This is a genomic window from Elusimicrobiota bacterium (assembly GCA_026388095.1).
In the GTDB taxonomy this organism is placed as follows: Bacteria; Elusimicrobiota; Elusimicrobia; order UBA1565; family UBA9628; genus UBA9628.
Map to the genome: position 1 here is coordinate 1 of JAPLKL010000078.1, position 25,497 is coordinate 25,497.

Annotated in this window: 22 protein-coding genes; 16 read left to right on the forward strand and 6 right to left on the reverse strand. The window is 67.8% G+C overall.

The features are described 5' to 3' along the window. Positions 1 to 153 precede the first annotated feature (153 nt). The 6 genes from thpR (at position 154) to NTY77_19680 (ending at position 5,326) form a co-directional block, all read left to right on the forward strand. Positions 154 to 669 (forward strand): RNA 2',3'-cyclic phosphodiesterase, encoded by a 516-nt coding sequence (gene thpR, locus NTY77_19655; protein ID MCX5797712.1) that lies wholly within the window; start codon positions 154 to 156, stop codon positions 667 to 669. Positions 670 to 745: 76 nt separating this feature from the next. Next, a complete protein-coding gene (locus tag NTY77_19660) occupies positions 746 to 1,141 on the forward strand; it encodes an Rrf2 family transcriptional regulator (protein ID MCX5797713.1) in 396 nt (131 codons plus the stop codon). Positions 1,142 to 1,211: 70 nt separating this feature from the next. Next, a complete protein-coding gene (locus NTY77_19665; GenBank protein ID MCX5797714.1) occupies positions 1,212 to 1,943 on the forward strand; it encodes a 4Fe-4S binding protein in 732 nt (243 codons plus the stop codon). Positions 1,944 to 2,045: 102 nt separating this feature from the next. Further along, the gene (locus NTY77_19670) at positions 2,046 to 3,515 is read left to right on the forward strand and encodes a multiheme c-type cytochrome (GenBank protein MCX5797715.1); all 1,470 of its coding nucleotides are present in this window, start codon (positions 2,046 to 2,048) and stop codon (positions 3,513 to 3,515) included. 13 nt (positions 3,516 to 3,528) lie between these two features. After that, entirely contained in the window at positions 3,529 to 4,185 is a 657-nt protein-coding gene (locus NTY77_19675) for an NAD(P)H-dependent oxidoreductase (protein MCX5797716.1), read from the forward strand. A 67-nt stretch (positions 4,186 to 4,252) separates the two neighbouring features. Beyond that, positions 4,253 to 5,326: an N-acetylmuramoyl-L-alanine amidase gene (locus NTY77_19680; protein MCX5797717.1), complete on the forward strand. Its 1,074-nt coding sequence runs from the start codon at positions 4,253 to 4,255 to the stop codon at positions 5,324 to 5,326. Between the two features lie 3 nt (positions 5,327 to 5,329). Here the strand turns inward: NTY77_19680 and NTY77_19685 are convergent, their stop codons facing one another. The 4 genes from NTY77_19685 to NTY77_19700 all read right to left on the reverse strand — a co-directional run bounded on the left by NTY77_19685 (position 5,330) and on the right by NTY77_19700 (position 13,506). Further along, complete coding sequence (locus NTY77_19685; GenBank protein ID MCX5797718.1) at positions 5,330 to 8,137, reverse strand: hypothetical protein; 2,808 nt, start codon at positions 8,135 to 8,137, stop codon at positions 5,330 to 5,332. Then, positions 8,134 to 10,680, reverse strand: coding sequence for an ATP-dependent chaperone ClpB (gene clpB, locus NTY77_19690; GenBank protein ID MCX5797719.1), 2,547 nt, complete (start codon positions 10,678 to 10,680; stop codon positions 8,134 to 8,136). The genes NTY77_19685 and clpB overlap by 4 nt, the downstream gene beginning before the upstream one ends. Before the next feature lie 78 nt (positions 10,681 to 10,758). After that, positions 10,759 to 12,996: a carboxy terminal-processing peptidase gene (locus NTY77_19695; protein MCX5797720.1), complete on the reverse strand. Its 2,238-nt coding sequence runs from the start codon at positions 12,994 to 12,996 to the stop codon at positions 10,759 to 10,761. 51 nt (positions 12,997 to 13,047) lie between these two features. Beyond that, positions 13,048 to 13,506 (reverse strand): PC4/YdbC family ssDNA-binding protein, encoded by a 459-nt coding sequence (locus NTY77_19700; protein ID MCX5797721.1) that lies wholly within the window; start codon positions 13,504 to 13,506, stop codon positions 13,048 to 13,050. Between the two features lie 61 nt (positions 13,507 to 13,567). Here NTY77_19700 and NTY77_19705 point away from each other — a divergent pair, with 61 nt between their 5' ends. Continuing rightward, entirely contained in the window at positions 13,568 to 15,079 is a 1,512-nt protein-coding gene (locus tag NTY77_19705; GenBank protein MCX5797722.1) for a CNNM domain-containing protein, read from the forward strand. A gap of 10 nt (positions 15,080 to 15,089) precedes the next feature. On the opposite strand, the gene NTY77_19710 is transcribed toward NTY77_19705, so the two are convergent. Further along, positions 15,090 to 15,614 (reverse strand): hypothetical protein, encoded by a 525-nt coding sequence (locus tag NTY77_19710; GenBank protein ID MCX5797723.1) that lies wholly within the window; start codon positions 15,612 to 15,614, stop codon positions 15,090 to 15,092. Between the two features lie 145 nt (positions 15,615 to 15,759). Between NTY77_19710 and hemG the strand changes: the two genes are divergently transcribed. The 9 genes from hemG to NTY77_19755 all read left to right on the forward strand — a co-directional run bounded on the left by hemG (position 15,760) and on the right by NTY77_19755 (position 24,084). Beyond that, a complete protein-coding gene (gene hemG, locus NTY77_19715) occupies positions 15,760 to 17,175 on the forward strand; it encodes a protoporphyrinogen oxidase (protein ID MCX5797724.1) in 1,416 nt (471 codons plus the stop codon). Beyond that, positions 17,175 to 18,233 carry a 23S rRNA (adenine(2503)-C(2))-methyltransferase RlmN gene (locus NTY77_19720; GenBank protein ID MCX5797725.1) on the forward strand — a complete coding sequence of 353 codons (1,059 nt, stop codon included), beginning with the start codon at positions 17,175 to 17,177 and terminating at the stop codon, positions 18,231 to 18,233. The genes hemG and NTY77_19720 overlap by 1 nt, the downstream gene beginning before the upstream one ends. Next, positions 18,217 to 18,756 carry a GAF domain-containing protein gene (locus NTY77_19725; protein MCX5797726.1) on the forward strand — a complete coding sequence of 180 codons (540 nt, stop codon included), beginning with the start codon at positions 18,217 to 18,219 and terminating at the stop codon, positions 18,754 to 18,756. Before NTY77_19720 ends, NTY77_19725 begins: the two co-directional genes overlap by 17 nt. Before the next feature lie 222 nt (positions 18,757 to 18,978). Further along, positions 18,979 to 19,998, forward strand: coding sequence for an inorganic phosphate transporter (locus NTY77_19730; GenBank protein ID MCX5797727.1), 1,020 nt, complete (start codon positions 18,979 to 18,981; stop codon positions 19,996 to 19,998). After that, positions 19,999 to 20,613, forward strand: a complete 615-nt coding sequence (locus tag NTY77_19735; GenBank protein MCX5797728.1) for a DUF47 family protein — start codon at positions 19,999 to 20,001, stop codon at positions 20,611 to 20,613. Positions 20,614 to 20,636: 23 nt separating this feature from the next. Further along, complete coding sequence (locus NTY77_19740; GenBank protein MCX5797729.1) at positions 20,637 to 22,265, forward strand: HEAT repeat domain-containing protein; 1,629 nt, start codon at positions 20,637 to 20,639, stop codon at positions 22,263 to 22,265. Between the two features lie 13 nt (positions 22,266 to 22,278). Next, positions 22,279 to 22,917, forward strand: a complete 639-nt coding sequence (locus NTY77_19745) for a MotA/TolQ/ExbB proton channel family protein (protein MCX5797730.1) — start codon at positions 22,279 to 22,281, stop codon at positions 22,915 to 22,917. 7 nt (positions 22,918 to 22,924) lie between these two features. Next, positions 22,925 to 23,329, forward strand: a complete 405-nt coding sequence (locus NTY77_19750) for a biopolymer transporter ExbD (protein MCX5797731.1) — start codon at positions 22,925 to 22,927, stop codon at positions 23,327 to 23,329. A 14-nt stretch (positions 23,330 to 23,343) separates the two neighbouring features. Beyond that, the gene (locus NTY77_19755; GenBank protein MCX5797732.1) at positions 23,344 to 24,084 is read left to right on the forward strand and encodes an energy transducer TonB; all 741 of its coding nucleotides are present in this window, start codon (positions 23,344 to 23,346) and stop codon (positions 24,082 to 24,084) included. On the opposite strand, the gene NTY77_19760 is transcribed toward NTY77_19755, so the two are convergent. After that, positions 24,081 to 25,430, reverse strand: coding sequence for a CPBP family intramembrane metalloprotease (locus NTY77_19760; protein MCX5797733.1), 1,350 nt, complete (start codon positions 25,428 to 25,430; stop codon positions 24,081 to 24,083). The two genes, NTY77_19755 and NTY77_19760, sit on opposite strands and share 4 nt — an antisense overlap. Positions 25,431 to 25,497: the final 67 nt, after the last annotated feature.

Genomic DNA, 25,497 nt, shown 5'->3' on the forward strand with positions numbered 1-25,497 from the left:
AAGAAGCAAAAAGAGAAAGGACCGGCCGATGAAGGCTCCCTTCTTCTCTTCAACGACAACGCCAACGGCAAGGAGAACGGACCCAGAAACTACAAAAGCCCGTCAACGGCCTCCAGGCTCATCCTTGGATGAGAAAATGCTCTCTTCATCGCGGTGCCCGCGGCCGACGACGTCCGGTGCGCCGCGGCGGCACTCATCGCGGAACTGCGGCTCTCCGGCGCCGACTACAAATGGGTGGAGCCGGAGAACCTGCATCTCACCTTGCGGTTCTTCGGGGAGACCCCCCTGGACCGGATCCCTGAGCTAGAGGCCCTTTTGCGCCGGGCCGCGCAGAGACCGCGGTTCGACATCTCTTTCGGCTCGGTGGGAGCCTTCAATTCATGGGATGATCCCAAGGTGGTGTGGGTGGGGGTCGGCAGCGGCGCCGCGGAGCTCGGGGCTTTGGCCGAGGCCTTGGGGGCAGCCGAAGAAGGCCGGCCGTTCTCGGCGCATCTGACCATCGGACGCAGGCGCGGCAGGAGCGGCCATGAGCGGCTCAGGGCCGCGGCGCTCCGGGCGGGATTCCCGCAGATGCGTCAGGAGGTGGGCCGGGTCGCCCTCTTCGAGAGCCGGCTGACGCCCCGGGGCCCGACCTATACGGTCCGCGCGGAAGCCCAAATCGGGATATGAAACCGGGCGTAAAGGTTGATAAAATACCGGTGTGATGGTATGCTAGTATCATCAATCTACAACGGGAGAATGAATCATGATGGGAATCCTTAACATCTCGGAGGGCTCCACGATCGGCCTGCATGCGGCGGTGCACCTTTCGAAGGGGAACGGCGAGCCCATCACCACAAAGGAGGCTGCCGAGGCCATGAAGGTGTCGGCCGCTCATTTGTCCAAGATATTCCAACGCCTGGCCAGATCCGGCATCGTCAGGGCGGTGCGCGGACCCAAGGGCGGCTATCTGCTCAGCCGCCCCCTCTCCGAGATCCGGCTCCGGGACGTGTTCGAGGCCATCGAGGGCCCCATGAAGCTGAGCCGCTGCCTGCTGTCCCAGCCGCGCTGCGGCGTCGACGGCTGCATGCTCGGGGACATGATGGCGCAGATCAACAAGCAGGTGGTCGAGCATTTCGAGAGGCGGCTCTCCGAGCTCTGAGGCAAGCGGAAACCGGCTTGACCCAAGTCAAGGCGGATGCGGGTGATCTGCCGCATAATATCCGCATACCATGAAGCGCAAGATCATCCGCATAAACGAGTCGAAATGCGACGGCTGCGGCCTTTGCGCCTCGGCCTGCGCCGAAGGCGCCATCAAGATCATCGACGGCAAGGCCAAGCTGGTCAGCGAGACGTACTGCGACGGCCTGGGCGCCTGCCTGGGCGAATGCCCGCAAGGGGCTCTGACCATCGAGGAGCGCGACGCCCTGATATTCGATGAAGAGGCCGTGCAGGAGCATATGAAGAAAGAACGACCCGCCGAGCATCCGCACGCCGCGCATCATGGAGGCTGTCCGTCCGCGAGGGCGATGGATTTTGGTTCGCCTAAGATTGAACCTTCAGGGCAGGTCCAGCCCGTCAAGTCCGCCTTGTCCCATTGGCCCGTGCAGCTCCACCTCATCTCGCCGGCCGCTCCCTATTTCCAGAAGGCGGACGTGGTCTTGGCCGCGGACTGCGTGGCCTATGCCTTGGGCGGCTTCCACGAGACCTACCTCCAGGGCCGGCGCCTGAGCATCGCCTGCCCCAAGCTCGACTCGGACCAGGAGGAATACGTGGAGAAGGTCCGCTCCCTCATCGACGACGCCAAGATCAACACCCTCACGGTCATGATCATGCAGGTGCCCTGCTGCTCGGGGCTGCTCGCCATGGCCAAGAAAGCGGCGGCGGGCGCCAAGCGCAAGGTCCCGCTCAAGGCCGTGGTGGTCGGCCTCAAGGGCGACGTCCTCTCCGAAGACTGGGTTTAGCGGCCGCCCCGAAGTAATGTATCATCATTCCCCGAAGGGGGAATTATGATGCTGCGAGCCGCGCTTTTCGTCCTTGCCTTGTCTGTCCGGCCTGCCGCTGCCATGGCTGCCGAGCCGGACTGCGCAGGCTGCCACAAGCTCCACTCTCCGGCCCTGGTCATGGAATGGCAGCGCTCGAAACACGCCGGCGCCAGCGTGGGCTGCCTGCAATGCCACGGGGCCGAGGCCTCGGACGCGGGGGCCTGGAAGCACCACGGCGAGACCATCTCGGTCATCGTGACCCCGAAGACCTGCGCCCAATGCCACGCCGACGAGGCCGCGCAGTTCGCGCGCAGCCACCACGCCCGGGCCGGCGAGATCCTGGCCAGCCTGGACAACGTGCTCGCGGAGAAGGCGGCGGGCATGCCCGGCAACAAGGCGGACGCGGTCAGCGGGTGTCTGCAGTGCCACGGCGGCGTGGTGAAGTTCATGAAGGATGAGAAGGGGGCGGCGCTCCGTTCCGGGCCGGAGGGCCGGCCGGTGATCGATCCGGCCACCTGGCCCAACAGCGGCATCGGCCGCTTCAACCCGGACGGGTCCAAGGGCTCGTGCAACGCCTGCCATTCCCGGCATTCCTTCGAGTCCAAGCTCGCCCGCAACCCCGAGAATTGCGGCAAGTGCCACATGGGGCCCGACCACCCGCAGATCGAGATCTACAACGAATCCAAGCACGGCATCGCCTTCCATGCCAACAAGGACAAGATGGCGCTGGACAAGGAGGGCGACTGGATCCTGGGCCGGGACTACTCGGCCGCCCCGACCTGCGCCACCTGCCACATCGCCGGGCATATGGGCCCGGACGGCAAGGTGGCGGGCAACACGCACGACGTGGGCGAGCGCATCAGCTGGACCCTGCGGCCGGTGGTCAGCGTGAAGCAGAACCTGGTGGTGTTCAAGGACGGGTTCAAGGAGGACTATCCGGAGACCCGCCCGGTCCCCAAGGTCGGGGAGAAGATCGAGACTGTCGAGAAGGCCGTGGTAGGCGAGCAGCCGGTCTCGCGCACGGTGACGCGCGAGGTGGCCCAGGTCATCACCTGGCAGAAGCGGCGCGAGGACATGAAGGCCGTGTGCCTGAACTGCCACGGCCGCCAGTTCGCCGACGGCTTCTATGAGCAGTTCGATTCGTTGGTCGCGCTCTACAACGACAAGTTCGGCAAGCCCGCCAAGGCCGTCATGGACGAGCTCCAAGCCGACGGGGTGCTCAGCGCCAAGGCCCCCTTGGAGCACGACGTGCAGTGGGATTTTTGGGAGCTTTGGCATCATGAGGGCCGCCGCGCCCGGCACGGAGCCAGCATGATGGGCCCGGACTACACCCATTGGCACGGCATGTACGAGGTGGCCAAGAACTTCTACCTGCGCTTCCTGCCGGCGGCGGTCAAGGCCGCCTCGGAGAAGAGTCCGGACCTCGGCCGCAAGTGGCAGGCCAAGCTCGACGCCCTGATGACCAAGGAAGAGCATGTCTGGCGCAAGGGCCTGACTCCGAAGGAGGCCGAACAGCTCCAGAAGGAGTACAAGGCCAGATACAACCAGTAGCACCGGAGGCTCCATGAAAATCCTGCTGATCTCAGCCAGCCCGCGCAAGGCCCGCAGCCAGACCTGGGCTTTGGCCAAGCATGTGGTCAAAGGCCTCGGCCCGAAGGCGCGGGTCGAGACCGTGCATCTGCGCGACCTCAAGATCGGCTACTGCACTCACTGCGAAGCCTGCCACGTGACCTGCATGCGCTGTCCCGTCAAGGACGACGTGCACGCCCTGCTGGGCAAGATGCTCGCCGCGGACGGCATCATCCTGGCGACTCCCAACTACATCAACCAGGTCACCGCGGCTCTCAAAGCCGTCCTTGACCGCTCCAGCCACTTCATCCACTGCAAGCGGCTCATGGGCAAGTACCTCTGCGCGGTGGTCACCTCGGGCAGCGGCACCCAGGACGGGCTCATCCTGGACTATCTCCGGCATTACGCGCACATCTGCGGCGCGCAGTTCTCAGGCGGCGTCACGGCCTGCGCCTACGCCATGGAGAAGAAGGCCGCCGAGGCCGTCCGGTTCGGAAAGAGGTTCTCCCAGGACATCTCCGGCCGCAAGAGGTATCCCGCCCAGCAGCGGGCCATCGAGGCCGCGATGGCGCACTTCGGCAGGATCATCGCGCTGCGCAAGGACCATTGGCGCGGCGAGTACGCGTACTGGAAAGAGCAGGGCTGGCTCTAGGGCTGGCCAAGGCATCTAGGACTTAGGGCCCATGACGCGTCTGGGCCTATTTGGTAACCTGACAGCGATGGGCTTCTGGTCATTGCTGTGCGCGAGCCTGCTCCTGGCTCCGGCCTCGTCGGCCAACGACGTCGGCGAATCCGTGCGTTTCAGCGGACGCGCCGCGGCGCGCATGGAGGCCGTAGAGCCCTCGGGAGAAGGGCGGGTCCTCTTCGACACCGGCGATAGTGACGCACCCGCCTTCCCGTATGACACCGTCCTTCTGCAGGGTATCATGCCGGACGGGGGCCTGCGCCTGGAAGTCGCGCTGCCCTCTTTGGCGGGGCTCTGGCATACGTGGACGCCGGTCGAGGTCAAGCGCTTCCCGACCGGGCGGTTCTGGGCGCGCTGCCGGTTCGCCGGCCCCAGCCGCCGGCCCCTGCGCCTGCGCGTCGTGGACGCGGGCGTCAAGACGGCGCACCTCTTCGAGCTCTACGACGCCGAGCTCTTCATTTCCGGGACCGGACCTGAAGCCGAGCCTCGGTCCCGGGAGACTCCGTCTGTGGTCGTGCCCTCAGCCGGGACGTACCGGTTCGTCCGGCGCGCGGATTGGGGAGCCCAGCCTCCCAAGGGCGACTACACCGCGCACGCGCCCGGGCGCCTGACCATGCACCACACGGCCGGCCGCAAGCCGGCGACCTACGAGGAGGCCGCGGCGGAGATGCGCTTTATCCAGGATTTCCACATGAACGGGCGGGGCTGGCTGGACGTCGGCTATCACTTCATCATCTCTCCCACCGGCCACGTCTTCGAGGGCCGGCCCGAGGGCGTGGTCGGCGCGCATGTGCTCAACCACAACACGGGCAACCTCGGCGTATCCTTCATGGGGAACTATCATCCGCCGACATCGGATCAGCCCACGGCCGAGGCGCTCGACGCTTTCCGGGCCTTGGGCAGGCGGCTGGTCGTCGACTACCAGATCCCGGGCGCGCAGATCCAGGCGCACCGGGACCTGGGCTCCACCGACTGCCCCGGAGACATCCTCTACGCCAAGCTGTCCGAGCTGCGGGCCCAGATCGTGGCCGAGGCCAAGCTGGGCACTCGCCGCCTGTCCAAGGGGGAGCTCCCAGTCGAGGCCTACCTGAAGTCCCTGCCCTGGTAGCTCTTAGAACTTCTCATACTGCGGCTTCCAGACCCGCGAGAACCCTAACGAGACGCCGGTCATGGCGCTGTAGCCCCAGAGCGGCCGGGTCTTGAGGGCGAACGAGTAGAAATCGAGGAAGGGGGCTATGGTGAGGTGCTTGAAGATGGGGATGCGCAGCTTGAAGTTGACGTCGCTCTCCCAGCGCAGGTCCTGGGGCTGGTCGTGGTCGGTCAGGAAGAAGTAGTTGGCCCACGCCTCGCCTTCGAACTTCACGGGCCCGGGCCCGAAATCCCGGGCTAAGAGCGCGCGGGTGCGCAGACCGTACTGGGTGTGGACCGGGTCCACGGAATAGTCGCGCTTGATGTTGGCCGCCAGGCGCAGCGAGCGCACGAAAGCGCCGTCGTAGAACTCGACGCCCGGGTAGGCCGAGAAGATCTGACGGCGCCGCAGCGGCGGGGTGGCCTCGAGCTGGGTCTCGTAGTTGAAGGCCAGAGACGGGCCCCAGGAGCGGGCCAGCCACGGCGTCGGGATCGCTCCGAGGCGGCGGGTGCCGCTGGTCGTCAAGCTCAAGCGGTTGGCCGTGACGTTGGTGATCGGCGGCTGATTGCGGGGCCGCAGGCTGCTGCGGGCGTAGTCGAGCTCCAAGGTGTTGCCCCATTTGTAGTCGCGCAGCAGGTAGTCGGCGTCGGTCCTGACTTCGCCCGCGATGAGGAGCTCGTTGCTGCCCTGGATGCGGGGGTTGGACACCGAGTTGAAAGCGTCGTCGCGCACGACCTGCGTGTTCTGCAGGTTGAGACTGACGTCCCGGAAGTCGATCCGCCAGAGCCCTTTTTCCCTGATAGGACGCCCCTCCATCCAGTCGCGGTAGCAGCCGGGCTGGCTGCCTTGGCGCTTGCGCAGGGCGGCCAGGACGATGTCCGCCATGCTCCGGTTCCCAGGGACCGGTTCCCGTTCCGCCGGCAGGCCCAGGATGTCGGCGAAGATCTGTGTGGTGGTGACCCGGTAGTGGTCGTTGGGCTCGACAGGCACGCCGTGCACGGTGGTCGTGCCGGCCGGGCCGAGGCCTCCTATCACGAAGGCGGGCTCGCCGCCGATGCCCTCGGCTCTTTCATTCCACGACCGGCTCTCGGCCATCAAGGCCTTGAGCTGGGAGCCCTTGAGGCTCAGTCGGACGGGCTGGTCGTCATAGCGCAGCCAGACTCGCAGCAGGCTCTCCTTGATCCCGGCATCGCTGGGGACGCCCCGCGGCCAAGCGCGCAGGAGCCCCGCCTCGGAGCCGGTCTCCTCGGCTATAAGGTCCGCGGCCATGGTCCAGAACTCGCGGTCTCCGATCTCGCGGGCCTGCGCGGCGGGCGGGAAGATGTCGCGGGCGGCAGGGATGAGGGGAGGCTCCGTGGAGAAGGTGATGCCGAAGGACTCCGGCTCGAATTCGGAGAAGGAATCGGCGATGGGGACCGATTCGTCCAGGAGGATGGTGCGGCTGCGCAGGTGCATGTCGCGCCCGCCCGGGCGGCGCTCGACGGAGACCTCGGCGATGTCGAGAGCCAGGGGATAATCGCGCAGCGTGGCGAGCGGAGGCTCGTATTCCTTGCGGCCCTTCTCGATGACGTCCATCTCGGATCCCTGCGTTCCCGTCGGCTCGCCGCCGCTCTCGGCCAGGATCAGGTCCACGCCGCGGGCCAACAGCCGAAGGTCCATGGAGACCTCCTTGGCGTGGGCCAGAAGCACGACCACGTCGGCCTGCTCCCGGAACTTGGGGAGGCGTTCCTCCAGGGCGGGCAAGGGGTCGCGGACGGTGAGGTGGCCCAGTCCAGAGCGCGCCAGGTACCGGTTGGCATCGGGAGAGGTGATCGCGGTGATGGCGACCTTGAGCCCTCCCGCTTCGACCATGACATGGTCGGGCAGGAAGCTGACCGTCGGGGCGCTGGAGTAGACCAGGTTGGCTGACAGGAGCTGGATGCCGTCCGGGTGGTCGCCGCGGTAGCGCGCCAGGTCGGCCCAGTTGAAGATCTCAGCCGAACCCACGGCTGAATAGGCCAGACCGAGCTTGCTCAAGGCATCCGTGAGCGCCGTGCCCTTGAGCTCGGCCAAAGGGTCGCCCAGGATGTCCTGATGAGAGACCCCGATGATGGGCGGGCCATGGCTGCGTTCGCGCTGAAGTGCCGTGGCCAGCCGGCCCAAGCCGCCGAAGCCCTTGCCGACCATGATGATGTAAGCGTCCTGCCCTTCCCAGCGCAGGCGGGCCAGCGCCGCGGCGGTGTTGTGCCAACGGGCGCCTTCGCCCTGGGACGGGTCGATCAGGGCCGTGACCAAGGAGTCGCCCGAGGGAGTCGTCGCCATGGAAAGCGCCAGGCTGCGGGTCGCGGGATGCACGCTCCACAGGGCCTCGAAAGAGGACGGGTCCTGTCCGGCCCGGAGCAGTCCGGCAACGAGGGCGGGGATGGGAGGCGAGATGATGGCCACGGCCGCCTCGGTCTCCAGGACCGCGGCCGGGGCTTGGTCCGGGACCGTCCCCAGTCCGTCGGGGATCCGGAAGCGGTAGTCGCTCCCGCTGTAGTAGCAGGGCAGGAACTCGATGTTGCGCAAAGTCCCGCTGGAGGGGAACTGCAGCAGGAGGCGGCGCAGGGGAGCTTCGAGGTCCTCCTGCGTGAAGTGGGGAAGGATGTTGTCGATGAGGGCGATGCGGACCGCGCCGGAGGAGAGGATTTGGGCGCGGGTCGGCACGGATAGGAAGAAGGAGACCAACAGCAACGGCGCTGTCCCCCAACGGAACAGCCGGCCCCCGCGGGGGGCCGGCTGGCTTCCGGCACCTGCGGTGCCGGAAGTCAAGATGAGGCCACCTTCGTTTTGCTCTTTGCGGCCTTGAAGCTCAGGGCGTCCTTGCCCGCGTCAACCTCCACCGCCTGGCGCTCGCGGACCTCTCCGGAGAGCAGCAGCCTGGCCAAGGGGTCGACCAGGAGCTTCTGGACCGCGCGCTTGAGGGGCCGCGCGCCGTAGGCCGGGTCATAGCCCTCCTGGGCCAGGAAATCCTTGGCCTTGTCAGTGAGGTCCAGGGTCACGCGCCTGTCGGCCAGGCGCGCGCGCACGTGCTCGAGCTGGATGTCCACGATGCGGCGCAGATCCTCTTTGGACAGGGCCCGGAAGGCCAGGATCTCGTCGATGCGGTTGAGGAACTCCGGCCGGAAGCGGCTCTTGAGGTCGGCGGGGTCGGCGTTGGAGGTCATGAGCACGAGCGTGTTCTTGAAGTTGACCGTGCGGCCGTGGCCGTCGGTCAGCCGCCCGTCCTCCATGATCTGCAGCAGGATGTTGAAGACGTCCGGGTGGGCCTTCTCGATCTCGTCGAGGAGCACCACGCAGTAGGGCTTGCGCCGCACCGCCTCGGTGAGCTGGCCGCCTTCCTCGAAGCCCACGTAGCCGGGGGGCGCGCCGATGAGGCGCGAGACCGTGTGCTTCTCCATGTACTCGGCCATGTCCAGGCGCACCATGCTCTTCTCCGAGTCGAAGAGGTACTCGGCCAGGGCCCGGGCGAGCTCAGTCTTGCCCACGCCCGTGGGTCCGACGAGCAGGAAGCAGCCGATGGGGCGGTTCGGGTCCGCGAGCCCGGAGCGCGAGCGCCGTACGGCCGCGCAGACCGCGGCTACGGCCTCGTCCTGGCCCACGATGCGGCGGTGCAGGGACTCCTCCATGCGCATCAGCTTCTGCGACTGCCCTTCCAGGATCTTCTCCACCGGGATGCCGGTCCAGCGCGCCACGACCCGGGCGATGTCTTCCTCGTCGACCTCTTCTTTGAGGAGCTTGCGCTCGGACTGGACCTTGGCCAGCTCGACCGCCAGGCCTTCGACCTTCTTGGCCAGCTCCGGGACCTTGCCGAAGCGGATCTCGGCGGCGCGGTGCAGGTCGCCTTTGAGCTCGGCCTGCTTCTCCTCGGTGCGCAGCTCGTCGATCTGGGCCTTGAGCCTCTGCGAAAGGGCCAGCAGGCCTTTCTCCTTCTCCCAATGGCCGCGCAGGTCCTGGGCTTTGGCTTTGAGTCCCTTGATCTCGGATTCGATTGCCTTGAGGCGCTCCCGGGAAGGCTCGTCCTTCTCCTTGCGCAAGGCCGTGGCCTCGATCTCCAGCTGGCGCAGGCGCCGTTCGGCCTCGTCGAGCTCGGCGGGCAGGGAGTCGATCTCCATGCGCAATCTGCTGCCGGCCTCGTCCATGAGGTCGATCGCCTTGTCGGGCAGGAAGCGGTCGCTGATGTAGCGGTCCGAGAGCAGCGCGGCCGCGACCACGGCCGAGTCGCGGATGGCCACGCCGTGGTGGAGCTCGTAGCGCTCCTTGAGGCCGCGCAGGATGGCGATGGTGCCCTCCACCGAGGGCTCGCCGACCAGCACGGGCTGGAAGCGCCGCTCCAGCGCGGCGTCCTTCTCGATGTGCTTGCGGTACTCATCGAGGGTCGTGGCGCCGATGCAGCGCAGCTCGCCGCGCGCGAGCATGGGCTTGAGCATGTTGGCCGCGTCCATGCCGCCTTCGGCGGCTCCCGCGCCCACCAAGGTATGGAGTTCGTCGATGAACAGGATGATGCGGCCCTTCTGGGCCGAGACTTCCTTCAGAACGGCCTTGAGCCTTTCTTCGAACTCGCCGCGGAACTTGGCGCCGGCCACCATGGCCCCGAGGTCCAAAGCGATGACGCGCTTGCCCTTGATGCCTTCCGGCACGTCGCCCGCGACCACGCGTTGGGCCAGGCCGTCTACGATGGCGGTCTTGCCCACGCCGGGCTCGCCGATGAGGACCGGGTTGTTCTTGGTGCGCCGGGAGAGGACCTGGATGACCCGGCGGATCTCCTGGTCGCGGCCGATGACCGGGTCGAGCTTGCCGCGCCGGGCCGTCTCGGTGAGGTCGCGGCCGTATTTCTCGAGGGATTTGAAGGTCCCTTCCGGATCCTGGGAGGTGACGCGCTGATTGCCGCGGACCTGGGTCAAAGCGGAGAGGATTTTCTCGGCGCTGAGCCCCTGCTCATGCAGCAGCTTGGCGCCGTCTCCATCGGCGTCGAGCATGCCGAGCAGGAGATGCTCCACCGAAAGGTAGTCGTCCTTCATGGACTGGCGGCGGGTCTCGGCCGCGTTGAGGGTCCTGGAAAGGCCTGGCGCGGCGTAGCTCTGGCCGCCGGAGACCTTGGGCCTGCGCTCCAGGCGCTTGGCCGCGGCCCGGGAGAGGGCCGCGGGGTCGGCTCCGGCCTTGCGCAACACCTCGGGCACGACGCCGTCTTCCTGCTTGAGCAAGGCCAGCAGCAAGTGCTCTTCGGAGAGCTCCTGGTGGGAATGCTCCTGCGCGAGGCGCTGGGCCTCCTGCAGGGCTTCCTGGGACTTGGTCGTCCAGCGGTCTATGTTCATGGCGGAACCACCTTCCGGGGTGTCGGAAAATATCCTACATCTTTGGCCTGGCGGGGCGCTCTGGCCCGGCTCGGGGGCTCAGGGCACCAAGGAGTCGTCTGAGTCGGTCTTGGGCCGGCTCGCGGCCTGCCCTCGCCCCGGGGTCAGGGCGATCCAGTCCGCCACGATGCGCGCCGCCTCGTCGAGATAGACGTCCGGGGCCGAGGGGTCCTTGTTCTCTTCTTCCTCGCTGTTGAGGCTCCCCGTCTTGGCCTGGGTCGAGGCCTGCACCGCGGCCGCCGCGGGCGCGGGCTTGCTGTCCAGCGTGGCCAAGGAGATCTCGACCGCCGGGAACTTCGGCGTCTTGCGCGCCGCGCGCTCGGTCTTGCGCTTCTTGACGCGCTCCTCGTCCGCGCTCTTCTCGGCCCGGCGCTTGCCCTCGTTGAGCGAGAGCGCTTTATCCTTCTGCTGCTTCTGATAGCGCTCGATGTCCTCGCGGATGTAGCCGAACTCCGGCGAGGCCGCCATGCGCTGCTGCGAGCCCTTCTCGAGCTGGGCCAGGACCGGGGTCACCGTGTCGAGCCTCTGGTGCGGGACCGGCTCCACCTCGTCGTAAGGCATGGCGTTCTTGAGCGAGGTCTCGGTCACGTCCATGAAATCCGCCACGGCCGGCATGCGGATGTCGGGAACGACTCCCCGGTTCTGGGTCGAGCCGCCGGAGATGCGGTAGAACTTCTGGATGGTGAGCTTCAGGGAGCCCGGCTTGTAGGCGTGCAGGGCCGTGGGCATGTACTGGTCGAGGTCCACGACCGACTGCACCGTGCCCTTGCCGAAGGTGCTCTTGTGCCCCGCGATCACGGCGCGGCCGTAGTCCTGCAGGGCCGCGGCCAGGATCTCCGAGGCCGAGGCCGAGGCGTGCGAGGTCAGCACCAGCATGGGCCCCGAGTAGGAGACGTCGCTCTCCAGGACCGGGGTGCGCAGGACCCTGATGAAGCCGCGGGTGTCCTTGACCTGGACCACGGCGCCGCCGTTGATGAACACCTTGGTGAGCGCCACGGCCTCGGAGAGCGAGCCCCCGCCGTTGTGGCGCAGGTCCAGGATCAGGCCGTCGATGCCCTCGGACTCCAGCTTGGCCAGGAGCTTCTGCACGTCGCGCGTCGTGCTCTTGGCGTCGCCGGCGCCCTTGAGGTCGGCGTAGAAGGAGGGCAGGTCGATCTCCCCGATGCGGGCGCTCTTGCCGTCCGGCTCCGGGACCGTGAGGATCTTGGCCCGGGCCTCCTGGTCGACCAGCTTGATCTCGTCGCGCACCAAGGTGATGACCACGCGCTTGGAGGCATCCGCGGATTCGGCCGGGATGACCTTGAGGCGCACCGTGGTCCCCTTGTCGCCGCGGATGAGCTGGACCAGCCGGTCGAGCTTCATGCTCACCGCATCCAGGAACGGCCCGTCGCCCTGGGCCACGGCCTCGATCTTGTCATTGGGCTTGAGCCGCCCGTCCTTGGCGGCCGGACCGCCCGGCACCAGCGACACGATCTTGGCGTAGCCGTCCTCGGATCGCAGCACGGCGCCGATGCCGACCAAGGAGAGCTTCATGCTGATGTTGAAGTTCTCGGCGCTCGGCGCCGCCATGTAGTCCGAGTGGGGGTCGTAGGAGTGGGCCAAGGCGTCGAGATAGGCCTGCAGCACGTCGTTGGCGTCGAACTCCTTGAAGCTGCGCACCATGCGGTCGTAGCGCGTGAGCACCGTCTTGACCTGCTCCTCGGGCTTGGTGCCCCCGAGCCGCTCCTGCAGGATGTCGAACTTGGCGCGCAGGCGCCAGAGGCCCGCCGACTCCTTCTCGTCGGCTGGCCAGGGCAGCTCGTGACGGTCCACGACCAGGCTTTCGTCCTCCGTGAAGGTGAAGGTCGAGGCCGCGACCTTCTCCACCTGGGCCTTGCGCTCCTGCGCGCGCTTGAGGAAGCGCTCGAAGATCTCGTAGGCCGGGGCGAGATCGCCGTTGCGGATCAGGTCGCCCAGGCGGTCTCCGTAGCGGGCCCCGAACTCATCGACATCGGACTTCTCGAAGAACATATGGTTGTAGTCGTAGTATTCGAGATAGTCGTGCAGCCATTGCCGGGACACGGCCTCGTCGATGGGCCGGTGGTTGTAGTGGGTCTGCTCGAAGATGCGCGCCACGAGTTGGGCCACGACCTGCGCGGCCGGGGCCGGCTCCAAGGCGGCCTGCGCCGGCCGCGAGGAATTCTGTCCGGCCGGCACCTGCGGGACTTCCGATGCCGCAGGCGCCGGCAGGGCGGGCAGCAGGGCGAGACACAGGGTCAGGACCGCGCGTGTAAGCATAGACCTATTATAGAAGGGAAAGAGACGCCGCGCCAGTGGCGCGCGGCCCGGCTAGTCCTTGGCGACGAGCAGGCGCATCTCCTTGAGATAGGAGACGGCCTGGGCCACGTCCTTGTAAGGGATGCGCACTCCCTTCTTGGACCATCCTTTATAGGACGAGTCCTCGACCCATTCGCGCAGGTCCACGCCGGTGGTGTCGCGGAAGATGGTGATGCGCACCACGAGCTCGACGCCCGCCTTCTTCGGGAAGCGCGCCAGCTCCCTGTCCTCCATGGTGTTGGGCTCCTTGGGGAGCTGCTGCAGGACCGGGACGACGCCGTCGAGGAGGGTCGCGTTCAAAGTGATGCCGGACTTGGTGGGGCCGGTGTAGGAATCCCCCTGGATGAAGGTGCGCACCGAGCCGTATTTGTAGCCCTTGTACTCGTCCACGTAGAACTTGATCTGGGTAGTCTCCGAAAGGGAGATGGTGCCCAATTCCTTTAAAGGCTTGAATTCGCGCGGTTCTGCCATTGTCCCTCCGACTATCCGCGATTATATCATAACCGGACGGCAATTTATATAATACTCGCGGATGTTCACATTAACATTAGTCTGTCTTCTGCTCATCGCGGGCAACGCTTTCTTCGTGGCCATGGAGTTCTCCCTCATCCGGGTCCGCTCCTCCCGCATCGAGGTGCTGGCCCGCAAGGGCAGCCTCAGGGCCGTGCGGGTCCAGGAGATGCTCGGGCGCCTCGACGACTACATGGCCGCGTTCCAGTTGGGCATCACCGTGCTCAGCCTGGCTTTGGGCTGGATCGGCGAGCCGGCCCTGGCCCATTGGCTGGAAGGCCGCCTGGTCGGGCTGGGCGTCGTGCTGCCGGGACATCTCGTCCACGGCCTCGCCTTCGCCGTGGGGCTGAGCCTTCTGTCCACGACCCAGATCGTCCTGGGCGAGCTCGTGCCCCGGGCCGTGGGCATCCAGAAGGCCGAGGTGATCTCGCTCTGGGGCGCCTATCCCATGCGGGCCTACGCGCGGGCGATCCGGCCTTTGGTCGCGCTCATGTCCGGCCTCTCCAAGGCCGTGCTCAAGCTTTTGGGTTTCAAGCCGGCCGCGGAGACGGAGTCCACCCTTTCCGAGGAGGAGATGCGCGTCCTGCTGGGGGAGAACCAGGAGAAAGGCTCCTTCCCGTTGGAGCGGCTCCTCCTGCTGGAGAACCTCTTCGACCTGGGCACGGCCAAGGTCTCGGACGCCATGGTCCCGGCGGAGAAGATCGCCTTCCTTTCCGTGGACAAGAGCTGGGCCGAGAACATGGAGGTCGTCCGCTTGAGGCGCTTCTCCCGCTATCCGCTCTGCGCCGGCGGCCTGGAGAACGCCGTCGGCATGGTCCATCTCAAGGACCTGGTGCTCAAGCCGCTCGCAGGGCCGGCCCCGGACCTGCGCGCGATCAGGCGCGAGCTGGCCGAGGTCCCCGAGGGGGAATCCCTGGAGAAGCTGGTCAAGACCTTCCCGGACAAGGGCATCCATCTGGCCGTGGTCAAGAACGCCGAGGGACGCATCAGCGGCCTGATCACTCTTGAGGACATCATGGAGGAGCTGGTCGGCGAGATCCACGACGAGTTCGACCTGCCTCAGGCCTGGCGCTTGGCGGACCTGGTCGTGGGCCCGGCGGTGGCGGTGGGTCTGCAGGCCTCGGACCGCAAGGCGGCCGCCGCCTTGCTGGTCTCCCGGCTCAAGGCCGCGGTCCCGGAGCTCAACGAGGAAGAGGTCCTCAAGGCCGTCTTGGACCGGGAGGCCAAGCTCTCCAGCGCGGTCGGCCGCGGCGCGGCCGTGCCGCACGCCCGCCTGCCCGGCCTGGCCCGGCCGTTCGTCGTGGTCGGGCGCTTTTCCAAGCCGGTGCCCGGCGCGAGCCCGGACAACGTGCCGGTGCGCCTGGTCTTCCTGATCCTGACTCCGGTCTCGACCCCCATCGTCCAGCTCAAGATCCTCAGCCGCATCGCCGCGCTGCTGACCAACGAGAACCTGCGCCGCAAGCTCCTGCGCGCCAAGACCGCGGAGGCCCTGCTGGAGACCCTGCGCACCGCGGACACCCTCCTGGCTGTTTGATTTGGGGGCGCTACAGTCCGTCCGACTTGGCCTTGCCCAGAGTCTTGCCTTCAAAACTCCGGCCGATCCCTCCGGACAGACCCTGGCCTCCGCTGAGGACCCCCGGCTTGGCAAGCGCGGCGGGCTTGCTGCCGGAAGCGGCCTCTTTTTCCTTTCCCTCGGCTGAGGCAGCGGGCAGGGCGGTCGCCGCAGGCGCCTGCGCCGGGGTCGCCGACGCCTTCTCCCGAGCCTCCTGTTCCGCCTTGGCGGCCTCTGCCCGGGCCTTGGCCTTGGCCTCGCGCTCAGCCTCGTCCGGATCGGTCACGCCGCCTGAGATCAGGTCCATGCTGTCCGGAGCGGGCCCGGGACTCACCGGAAGGCCTTTGAGGTCGCTCTCCGGATACTCGGGCTTGGGCGCCGGCGCCCTATGCGCCTCGAACCGGGCCTCGTCGGGCCTCATCCTCTTGCCCCTGATGTAGGCGCCCAGGATCAAGGCTCCGGCTATCAGCAGGATGACGATCTTGAGAACGCGCCGGCTCAGGAAGCCGGCGTTCATGGCTCACCGCCATAGGACCGAACCATATGGTCAGTTTAACCTCAGATCGGCGTTTTGTAAAGGAAGAATTTCCCGCAGCGACAGGAAAAGCGAACGGATCGGCCGCTCGGGAACAGCGCCGTAGAATTAGTATCATATGCCTCCCATGAATCAAGGGCGGCCTCGCCGAGTCGCGGTCCTGGGAGCCGGACTCACCGGACTCTCGGCCGCATACGAGCTGCGCCACCGCGGCGGCGGGCGCCAGCAGCCCCCCGAGGTGGTCGTGTTCGAGGCGGCGCCCCGCGCCGGGGGCAAGATCCTCACCGAGACGAATGACCACGTGCTCTACGAGTCCGGCCCCGACTCCTTCAGCACGGCCAAGCCGCAGGTCATGGAGCTGATCCGGGAGCTGGGCCTGGGCTCCGAGCTCCTGCACATCGATCCTAGGCACCGCCGGCTCCTCATCCTGGCCGCCGGCCGCCTGCGGCCCCTGCCCGAGGGCATGGGGCAGGTCATGCCCGCGTGCTGGTGGCCCTTCCTGTTCAGCGACCTGCTGAGCTGGAAGGCCAAGCTGCGCCTGCTGGCTGAGCCCCTCATCCCGGCCGAGGACGGGGAGAGCGACGAGTCCTTGTCCGCCTTCTTCGGCCGGCGCCTGGGCCCGGAAGCGGTGGACCGGCTCGTCGACCCGATCCTGGCCGGCGCCTGCCAGGGCGACCCCGCGCGCCTGAGCCTGCGCAGCACCTTCCCGCAGTTCGCGGACGTGGAGCGGCGCGGGGGATTGCTCCGCCATTGCTGGGGGGGGCGCAGCCGGCGCTCTGCCGTCGAGACGCACGCCGCTCTGCCCGTGACCCTGCGCGGCGGCCTCGCGCTCCTGCCCGAGGCCTTGGCGCGGCGCCTGCCCTCCGGCAGCCTGCGCCTGGGCGCGGCCGTGGCCAGGCTGTCGCGCCGCAACGGAGGCTGGGAGGTGCGCACCGCCGCGGGCCCCGAGGCCTTCGACGCCGTGATCGCGGCCCTGCCCGCGCCGGCGCTGGCTCCGGTGCTTGACGCCCTCGACCCGGAGTTGGCCGGAGTCCTGCGCGAGATCCCTTACGGGGCAGCAGCGGTCGTGACCTTGGCGTATGACCGCAAGGGCTTCTCCTACCCGCTCGGAGCGGCCGGCTTGATCGTGCCCAGGTCCGAGGGCCGGCGCTTGGCCTCCGCCGCCTTCACCTCCAGCAAGTTCCCCGGCCGCGCGCCTGAAGACCTCATCCTTCTGCGGGGCTTGCTGGGAGGGGCGGAAGCGATCGGCGAGGACGCCTCGCGCACGGCGCGCGCCGAGCTGCGCGATATCCTGGGACTGGGAGACGCCCATCCGCGCTGGACGCGGGTGGCGCGCTGGCCGGCCGCGCATCCCCAGTACACCATCGGCCACGCCTTGCGCGTGCGGCGCCTGGAGTCCTGCCTGCAGTCCTTCCCCGGGCTGATCCTGGCCGGGGAATCCTACCGCGGCGCGGGCCTGCCGGACTGCGTGCGTTCCGGCCGGCTCGCCGCGGCCAAGGTCCTCACGCCCGCCGGCGGCCGCGCCGTCGCGGGGGTCGCTTAGTGGACCTCCGGCGCGCGGCCAAGGCGGTCAAGGAGCTGGGCCTGCCGCCCTATCGATTGGAACAAGCGCGCCGGGCGGTCTTCGGCCATGCCGTCTCCTCCTATGAGGATATCTCGGTCCTGCCCCTGGCGCTGCGCGCCGAACTGTCCAAGACCGCTCCCATCCTGTGCCTGGCGCCTCGCGAGCTGCTCGTTTCTCCGGACGGCCGCGCGCGCAAGGCGGCGCTGGCGCTGCTGGACGCGAAGGTCGTGGAGACGGTGCTGCTGCGCCCGAGCCCGCGGCGCTGGACGGCCTGCGTGTCCACGCAGGTCGGCTGCGCCTTCGGCTGCGCCTTTTGCGCCACGGGGCGGATGGGCTTCGTGCGCGACCTGACCGCGGAGGAGATCACGGACCAGGTGCTGTTCTGGCGCCAGCACATGCGGCGCGAAGGCCTGGAGGGGGGGCTGGACAACGTGGTCTACATGGGCATGGGCGAGCCCCTGGCCAACTACGAGGCCGTGGCCGAGAGCCTCAGGAACCTCATCGACCGCAGGCAGCACGGCATCGGCGCCCGGCATGTCTCGGTCTCGACCGTGGGCATCCCCCAGGGCATCGAGCGCTTCGCCGCGGATTTCCCGCAGATCAACCTGGCCGTGTCCCTGCACGCGGCCGAAGACGAGCTGCGCAGCCGGCTCGTTCCGGCCAACAAGGCCTTCCCGCTGGCGGACTTGGCCCGCGCCTTGGGGAAATATCTCGGTTCCAGCAGCCGCAAGGTCCTGCTCGAGTACGCGCTGTTCTCCGGGGTCAACGACCGTCCGGCCGACGCTGACGCCCTGGTCGCTTTCGTGCGCCGCCTGGGCCGGCCCGAGCTCTTCCACGTCAACCTCATCCTTTATAACCCGACCAACCCGACCACGGCTTCGCTGCGGCCCACGTCCGAGCCCGAGGCCCGGCGGTTCCAGGACCGGCTGCTGGCCGCCGGCCTGAAGGCCACGCTGCGGCAGAGCCTGGGCGCCGACATCCAGGGGGCCTGCGGCCAACTCGTATCCGAGAGGAGTCCCGATGGAAGACAACCCTGACCGGACCACGGAAGAGGAGCGCCTCAAGGGGCGCCCGTCCCGCGCGCGCTACGACAAAGTGCATCTGGCCCTGGAGCGCAAGTGGCGGCGCCGGGAGCTCAAGGCCGACCGGATGATGCGCGAGGTGGTGGACGTCCTTTGGGACGCGTTCGCCGGCAGCCCCTACTCCTGGTGCGGCTTCTACCTGCTCGCCGCGGACGGCCAGAGCCTGGTCCTGGGGCCGCACCGCGACAAGCCGGCCTGCTCGCCCTTGCCCATGCACGGGGTCTGCGGCCGGGTGGCGGCCAGCGGCCGGGCGCTGGTGGTGCCGGACGTGAAGGCGCTGGGCGAGGCGCACGTCGAATGCGACCCGCGCAACCTTTCGGAGATCGCCCTGCCGGTCTTCGACAAGGCCGGCAAGGTCTGGGCGGTCTTCGACGTGGACAGCGCCGCGCCCGCGGCCTTCGACGAGATGGACCAGCGGTGGCTGGAGAAGATCCTCAAGAGGTTCGAAGAGACATCTGCTCCTGAGTCTGGCCGTTGAACGAGCGCCCGGCCTTCGGCCGGGCGCTGGGTAGAAAATCAAGCCGCCCAGACAAGCAAGCTCGTCTGGGCGGCGCTCGTGGCAGGAGAGTTGCGGCTGTTGTCGTCCTGTTGTCGTTCTCGATGCGCCTAGCTGTTGCGGCTGCAATGACAGTCTAGCTGAGCCGTGTGACGGAATTGTTTCAGGCTGCGCATGAGTTATGGGATATAATCTACTCTCCCCATGGACCTGCTGAGCGTCGTCCCCGCCGTGGCGATCGTCATCATCGTGCTGGCCGTCGGCTTCTCCTTCGTCAACGGCTTCCACGACGCGGCCAACGTGGTGGCCACCATGATCTCCACGCGCGCCTTCCAGCCGGGGAGCGCCCTGATCATCGCGGCCTTGGCCGAGTTCGTCGGCCCCTTCCTCTTCGGCACGGCCGTGGCCCGGACCATCGGGTCAGGCATCATCCGCCCGGAGGACGCCACGGTGGGCGTCATCCTGGCCGCTCTGCTGGGCTCCATCGCCTGGGGCCTCATCACCTGGTACTTCGCTTTGCCTTCATCCTCGAGCCACGCTTTGGTCGGAGGCATGGCCGGAGCCGTCCTGGCCGCCTCGGGGCCGACGCACCTCAGGGTGCACGGCTTCACCGCGGTCCTGGTCGTGCTCTTCACCTCGCCCGTGATCGGCCTCTTCGCCGGCTATTGGGCCCAGAAGATCCTGCTCTTCCTGTCGCGCGGCTTCACCCCGCGCTTGAACGAGGTCTACAAGCGCTTGCAGGTCGTCTCGGCCGTGGCGCTGGCCCTTTCCCACGGGACCAATGACGCCCAGAAGTCCATGGGACTCATCGCCATGACCTTGGTCTCCACCGGAGTCCTGCATGCGTTCGCGGTGCCGGCCTGGTCCATCGGCGTCTGCGCCCTGGCCATGGGCTTGGGCACGGCCATCGGCGGCTGGCGCATCATCAAGACCGTGGGCGACCGCATCTACCGCCTGCGGCCCATCAACGGCTTCGCGGCCCAGAGCGCCTCGGCCGCGGTCATCATGTCCGCGGCCGTCTTCGGGGGCCCGGTGTCCACCACCCACGTGGTCTCCTCGGCCATCGCGGGCGTGGGCTGCGCGGAGCGCGTCAAAGCCGTGCGCTGGAACATGGCTTTCGACATCGCCTTGGCCTGGATCGTCACCATCCCGGTCTCGGCGGGGCTGGCCGCGGCGGCCTATTTTTTGTTGCGCGTCGTCTTCCACGTCTTCGGGAGGTCTTGAATGGGACTCCGTGATATCTTCTTCCCGCCCCAGCGGGATTTCGTCAAGATGCTCAAAGAGCAGGCGGAGAAGACCGCCGAGGGCATGCAGGCCCTGCAGGAGTACCTCGCGGACCCCACCCCCGAGCGGGATAAGCTGGTGGTCCGGCTGGAGGATGAGGCCGACGAGATGCGGCGCATCCTCATCGAGGAGCTCAACCTCTCCTTCGTCACGCCCTTCGACCGGGAGGACATCTACGCCCTCTCGCGCGCCATCGACGACATGATCGACTACGCCAAGTCCACGGTGGAGGAGATGAACCTCTTCGAGGCCAAGTCCAACGAGCACCTCAAGCGCATGGCCGAGGGCCTCCGGGAAGCGTCCCAGGAGATCGCGGCCGCAATCCCGCTGATCACCACCCATCCCAACGTCTGCCAGCAGCACATCGTGCGCGCCAAGAAGGCCGAGAACTTCGTGGAGCACCGCTACCGCGAGGCCCTGGCCGAGCTCTTCAAGATCGACGACGTCAAGGAGATCCTCAAGCTCCGGGAGATCTACCGGCACCTCTCCAACGCGGCGGACCGGGGCGACGAGGCCGCCGACATCATCGGCGACATCGTGGTGAAGATGACTTGAAGCCAAAAAGGTACAATCAAACCATGAGACACTGGCGCCTCGCCGTGCCGGCGGTCGCGGCCCTCGCCTTAGGGGGCTGCTTGGGCGAACTGCCCACTTTGCCCCAGATCCAGACCGGCAACCCGCCCCTGGCCACGCCCGGCGGCCCCACGCCGATCAAGACCGACGCGCAGATCACCAACGCGCTCGTAGACCTCGTGGAGGCCAAGCGCCAGTTCAAGGTGGATGTCTCCCAGTTCCAGCCGGGGACGCCCGAGGGCGACCTCATCAACTTGGGGTCTCCCATCGGCTACCAGCTGCGCACGCGCTACCTTTCCCTCGGCATCCCCCTGGCGGAGGCCCTGTCCCGCAACGCCGACCCGGTCTTCCGCGAGCGGCTCATGAACCTGGCGCGCTGGGACGCCGACGGAGAGACCCGCGCCGCGGCTTTGGTGGCCCTGGCCGGGACGCACGACGCGGTCCATTACGACGTGTTCCGCGAGGCCCTCATCCACCTGGACCCGGCCGTGCGCTTCGGGGCCCTGGAGGCGCTGCTCATCTGGGACCACCCGGAGAGATCCATGCCCCTGCTCACGCAGGTCGCGGAGAGCGACTCGGAGCCCATCCTGCGCGTCTACGCGGCCGGCGGGCTGGCGCGCCTGCAGGACCCGGCGGGACTCCTGCGCCTGCGCGCCTATCTGGACCACAGCTCCTGGCTGGTGCGCGCCATGGCCGCTCAGTATCTGGGCGATTACGGCGGCGCCGAGGACTACGACCTGCTCGTCTCCCGCATCGGCCGCGAGACGGTCAACGACTTCGTCGTGGCCGAGTACTGCATCGCGGCGCTCAAGCTTTTCCCGAAGAAGGAGCCGCCGCCCCCGCCGCCCCCGGCGACTGAGGCGCCTCATCCCACCGTGGACCTGGCCGCCTTCCAGCTCGAGCCCCTGGTGGTCGTCGCGCACCGCGTCAAGATCCAGAACCAGCTGGCCATCGACCCCCAGATCAACGCGCACCTCATGCGCCTGCTGCAGCAGCGCATGGACGCGCGGCCCGACTCCCAGGCCGCTCTGGACGCGTCCATCGGGAACCTCAGCAGGCTCTCCACCGCGACCGGGTACAAGCTCAAGACCCGCTACACCGAGCTGGGCTTCTTGCTCACCGAGGGCCTGGCCGGCGTGACCGACATGCAGATGGACTCGGAGCTCGAGAAGGTCTCGCGGCTGGGGACCAACGTCCAGACCCGGGCCGCGGCCATGGTGGCCCTGGCCTTCACCCATGACCTGCGCTACCTCCCCCTGTTCCAGGGCGCCATCGTCGCCCCCAACATCACGACTCGCTTCGGGGCGCTGGAGTCCCTTCTGACTTTGCAGAACCCCGCGGTCCAATTCCAGGTGGGCAACGCGGCGCGCGTGGATGCCTCCTTGCTGGTGCAGGTCTATGCGGCCAGCGGCATGTGGCACATGGGCGACATCTTCGGACGGGAGATCCTGCTCAATCTCGCGCAGAACCAGGACTGGCTCGTGCGGTCCATGGCCATCCGCTACCTGGGAGAGCAGGGCGGTTCCTACGAGTACACCAAGATCATGCAGTGGTTCTCTATGGAAAGCAACCAGATGGTCAAGGCCGAGATGTGCTCGGCCCTCTTGAACCTCCAGAAATTCAACACTCCCTGAGGCCATAATAGATATGGATCTGAAAATCTTGACGGGTCTTGCGCTCACCGGCGGCAGTTGGGTCATCTACCTGCTGCTGCTGTGCTCGGTGGTGGCCCTGGCCGTGATCGTGGAGCGGGTCATCGTGCTGCGCCGCGAGGAAGAGGCTCTGGCGGGCCTCGACGCGGCATTCCTCGGCGGCGTCTCTTCCGAGGGGATGCCCGAGCTCGAAAAGACGATCGCGCGGCATCCCGGCGCGGCCTCGCGCATCCTGCTGGCGGGGCTGGCGCAGGCGCGTCACGGCCCCGCGGGGGTGGAAGACCACCTTGTGGCGGCCACCCTCGCGGAGAAGCGGGGCCTGGAGCGGCGCCTGCTGATCTTGGGGACCTTGGGCAACAACGCGCCCTTCGTGGGGCTCTTCGGCACCGTTCTGGGCGTCATCAAGTCTTTCCACGACCTGGCTCAGAGCGGCTCCGGCCCCGAGGTGGTGATGCAGGGCCTCTCCGAGGCGCTGGTGGCCACCGCCGTGGGCCTCTTCGTGGCCATCCCCTGCGTGGTGAGCTACAACTACCTCTCCGGCAAGGCCAAGGACCTCCTGGCCCGCACCGAGTCCTTCGGCCGCATCCTGCTGGCCCAGGTGCGCTCGCAGCACGCCCCTGCGGGGCGCAAGTAGGCGGGACATGGCCTCCTCCGGCGCCAATGACGACGGCCCCATCACGGCGATCAACGTCACCCCGCTGGTGGACATCATCCTGGTGGTGCTCATCATCTTCATGGCCACGGCGCCGCTGATCCATAACCGGGCCATGAAGGTGGACCTGCCCAAGGCGGCTCAGCACGAGCGGGCGGCCACGGAGGCCCTGCAGGTGGTCTACAACGCCCAGCGCGAGATATCCCTCTCCGGCAAGCGCGTGACCGAGGCGCAGCTCGGAGTCGAGCTCCGGTCCTTGGTCGCCCGGTCCGCGGACCTGCGCGTGTCCCTGCGCGCGGACCGGAACCTTCCTTACGGGGAGATTGTCCAACTCTTGGACGTGGTGCGCGGCGCGGGCGTGCACAAGATCGGCCTCGAAGTCAAAGCCAAGTAACGGCGCAGGGTTCGATGCAGCGGGAAACGAAGAAAGGACCGGACCTTTTCCAGAAGTGCCTGGCGGCCTCTTTCGCCCTGCACGTGGGGCTGCTCATCGGCGGCCGCCTGGCCCGCCATTCGGCCGCGCCTCCGCTTCTGGAGATCGACCTGAGCATGACCTCAGGCATCAATGGCACCGGCCCGGCCAAGCTGGGGGCTCCTAAGAAATTGGTGCCGGATGCCAAGGGCCTGCCCAAGCCGGCAGAGGACAACACTCCTCCCAAGCCCGTCCCCGTTACCCCGCCGCCCAAAGACTGGGTGACGCCCGGACCCAACACCAAGGTCGTGGAGAATCTTCCGGAGCCTGCGCCCACGCCGGGCGGCGCTCCGGAGGGCACTGGCACGGCGGCCAAGCTCGGCGGTTCCGGAGTCGGCTCGGATGAGGGTTGTCCCGGCTGCACGGGCAATGGGAGAGCGGCGCTTTCCAAACTCCCCGTGCTCCTCAATAAGAACGAACTTCTGGCCATCATGAGGCGCTTCTACCCGGAAAGCGAGCGCCGCGCCGGCCGGGAAGGGAAAGTGATCGTGTTCCTGCACATCAGCGTGGAAGGCAAGGTCGACCCGGTCGACATCGGCCAGTCCGGAGGGGCGGCTTTCGACGCGGGCGCCAAGGAAGTGGCCAAGCGCATGCGCTTCTCTCCCGCCCTCGGCCTCAAAGGCGAGCCGGTCCCGGTCAAGATGCCGCAGGCCATCCTCTTCCAGTTGGAAGACTAGGGAGCCCGGGGTCCCGACCTCATCTTGCGCAGCATGAGCCGCGCGGCGCGCCAGACGTAGCCGAAGGCGCCCAGGATCCAGATGGGGTTGGGGACCAGGAAGACGTAGCCCGCCACGAGCAGGGCCGCCAGCAGCAAGGACGGCAGGGCCGTGAGCTCCAGGGGCTGGACGCGGCCGGAGGCCTGGTCCGGGGCCTGGGCCTTGAGGGCCTTGAAGACGCGCCAAGTCAGCAGGGCGGCGATGGGCAGGGTCAGGATGTTGGCGATCAGGGCGGCGGGACCGGGCAGCAGCGACAGGACCAAAGGCAAGGTCAGCAGGCCGTTGAAGAAAGCGTGCGCCGCGATCGAGGAGGGCAGGCCTTCCTTGTGATAAGCGTAGCTCAGGATCAAAGAGTGGACCAGGCGCGTGGCGAAGAGCAGGGGATCGGAGAGCTCGTGGACGGCGACGAAGACCACGGAACTGACCAAAGCCGGCAGCCAGAACTCCCCGAGCAACGGGATGCGCCGCATCATCCGGCGCAGGCCGGCCAGGAGCCCGTTGCGGAAGAGCATCTCCTCGGAGACCGGCGCCATGACCGCGGCGTCCACCGCCAAGGCGGACACGGTCGCGACGGTGAGCTGGTGCGGGACGGGGCTCTGATATCCTGGGTGCTGTTGGTAGCCCAGGTACGCGGCGACCGCGGTCGTGACGAGCGTGATGGCTAGAGGGGCTACGGCCGCCAGCCAGCCCACGCGCAGGGAGCGGAGCAGGCTGCGCTGAGGCGCCGGCGGGGCGCGCGGAGCGGCCGAGCCGGCCAGCGCGGCCGGGCGCAGGCCGCTGGGCGCGGAGTCGGCCAGCGGCGCGGCCGCCACTTCATCCGGCGCCGCCAGGCCTCGGCCCAGGAACAGCTCGTCGACGGCCTGGCGCTGGGATGCGACGGAGCCGCCCTGGCCGGCGCTGGCTGCGATGCGCTCCGAGCCTTGGGTGAGAGCCTGCAAAGCGGTGGGGGCTTCTAAGACCGGGGTCCCTTGCGGAGCGAGCACGATCTTCGCCGCGGCCGAAGGGACGGCGGCCGGCGCAGTCAGAGCCAAGGGGGACGGAGCGGCTTGAGTCCGGACTCCCGGCGTGGGGGTCACGGACAGCGTCCCCTTGAGGCTGACAGGGCTCAGCGCGGTGGACAGGGATCCAGAGGTGCCCGGCGCCAGCATCCCCATGGCCCCGACCTGGGCGGGGGCCGTCAGCGGGGCGACGGCCTGCGACTGCACCGTCACCGCGGCCATGGCCTGGAACGCCTCGGAGCCGGGAGCGGTCAGCAGGCAGAGCAGGGCGAGCCCGACAGCGATGGCCTTGGCGCGTGAGCTCTTCATCAGGAAGAGTCTATCAGACGGGAGGCTCGTCGGGATGGGCCCAATGGCCGCCGCACGGGAGGGAAAT

Excerpts from the sequence above, each read along its gene's own strand:
- NTY77_19730 (MCX5797727.1), top strand. The coding sequence starts at position 18,979 with ATGGACCTGCTGAGCGTCGTCCCCGCCGTGGCGATCGTCATCATCGTG.
- NTY77_19705 (MCX5797722.1), top strand. The coding sequence starts at position 13,568 with ATGTTCACATTAACATTAGTCTGTCTTCTGCTCATCGCGGGCAACGCT.
- NTY77_19680 (MCX5797717.1), top strand. The coding sequence starts at position 4,253 with ATGGGCTTCTGGTCATTGCTGTGCGCGAGCCTGCTCCTGGCTCCGGCC.
- NTY77_19745 (MCX5797730.1), top strand. The coding sequence starts at position 22,279 with ATGGATCTGAAAATCTTGACGGGTCTTGCGCTCACCGGCGGCAGTTGG.
- NTY77_19700 (MCX5797721.1), bottom strand. The coding sequence starts at position 13,506 with ATGGCAGAACCGCGCGAATTCAAGCCTTTAAAGGAATTGGGCACCATC.
- NTY77_19750 (MCX5797731.1), top strand. The coding sequence starts at position 22,925 with ATGGCCTCCTCCGGCGCCAATGACGACGGCCCCATCACGGCGATCAAC.
- NTY77_19695 (MCX5797720.1), bottom strand. The coding sequence starts at position 12,996 with ATGCTTACACGCGCGGTCCTGACCCTGTGTCTCGCCCTGCTGCCCGCC.
- NTY77_19660 (MCX5797713.1), top strand. The coding sequence starts at position 746 with ATGATGGGAATCCTTAACATCTCGGAGGGCTCCACGATCGGCCTGCAT.
- NTY77_19725 (MCX5797726.1), top strand. The coding sequence starts at position 18,217 with ATGGAAGACAACCCTGACCGGACCACGGAAGAGGAGCGCCTCAAGGGG.
- NTY77_19710 (MCX5797723.1), bottom strand. The coding sequence starts at position 15,614 with ATGAACGCCGGCTTCCTGAGCCGGCGCGTTCTCAAGATCGTCATCCTG.
- NTY77_19670 (MCX5797715.1), top strand. The coding sequence starts at position 2,046 with ATGGCTGCCGAGCCGGACTGCGCAGGCTGCCACAAGCTCCACTCTCCG.
- hemG (MCX5797724.1), top strand. The coding sequence starts at position 15,760 with ATGAATCAAGGGCGGCCTCGCCGAGTCGCGGTCCTGGGAGCCGGACTC.
- NTY77_19760 (MCX5797733.1), bottom strand. The coding sequence starts at position 25,430 with ATGAAGAGCTCACGCGCCAAGGCCATCGCTGTCGGGCTCGCCCTGCTC.
- NTY77_19740 (MCX5797729.1), top strand. The coding sequence starts at position 20,637 with ATGAGACACTGGCGCCTCGCCGTGCCGGCGGTCGCGGCCCTCGCCTTA.
- clpB (MCX5797719.1), bottom strand. The coding sequence starts at position 10,680 with ATGAACATAGACCGCTGGACGACCAAGTCCCAGGAAGCCCTGCAGGAG.
- NTY77_19675 (MCX5797716.1), top strand. The coding sequence starts at position 3,529 with ATGAAAATCCTGCTGATCTCAGCCAGCCCGCGCAAGGCCCGCAGCCAG.
- NTY77_19665 (MCX5797714.1), top strand. The coding sequence starts at position 1,212 with ATGAAGCGCAAGATCATCCGCATAAACGAGTCGAAATGCGACGGCTGC.
- NTY77_19755 (MCX5797732.1), top strand. The coding sequence starts at position 23,344 with ATGCAGCGGGAAACGAAGAAAGGACCGGACCTTTTCCAGAAGTGCCTG.
- NTY77_19735 (MCX5797728.1), top strand. The coding sequence starts at position 19,999 with ATGGGACTCCGTGATATCTTCTTCCCGCCCCAGCGGGATTTCGTCAAG.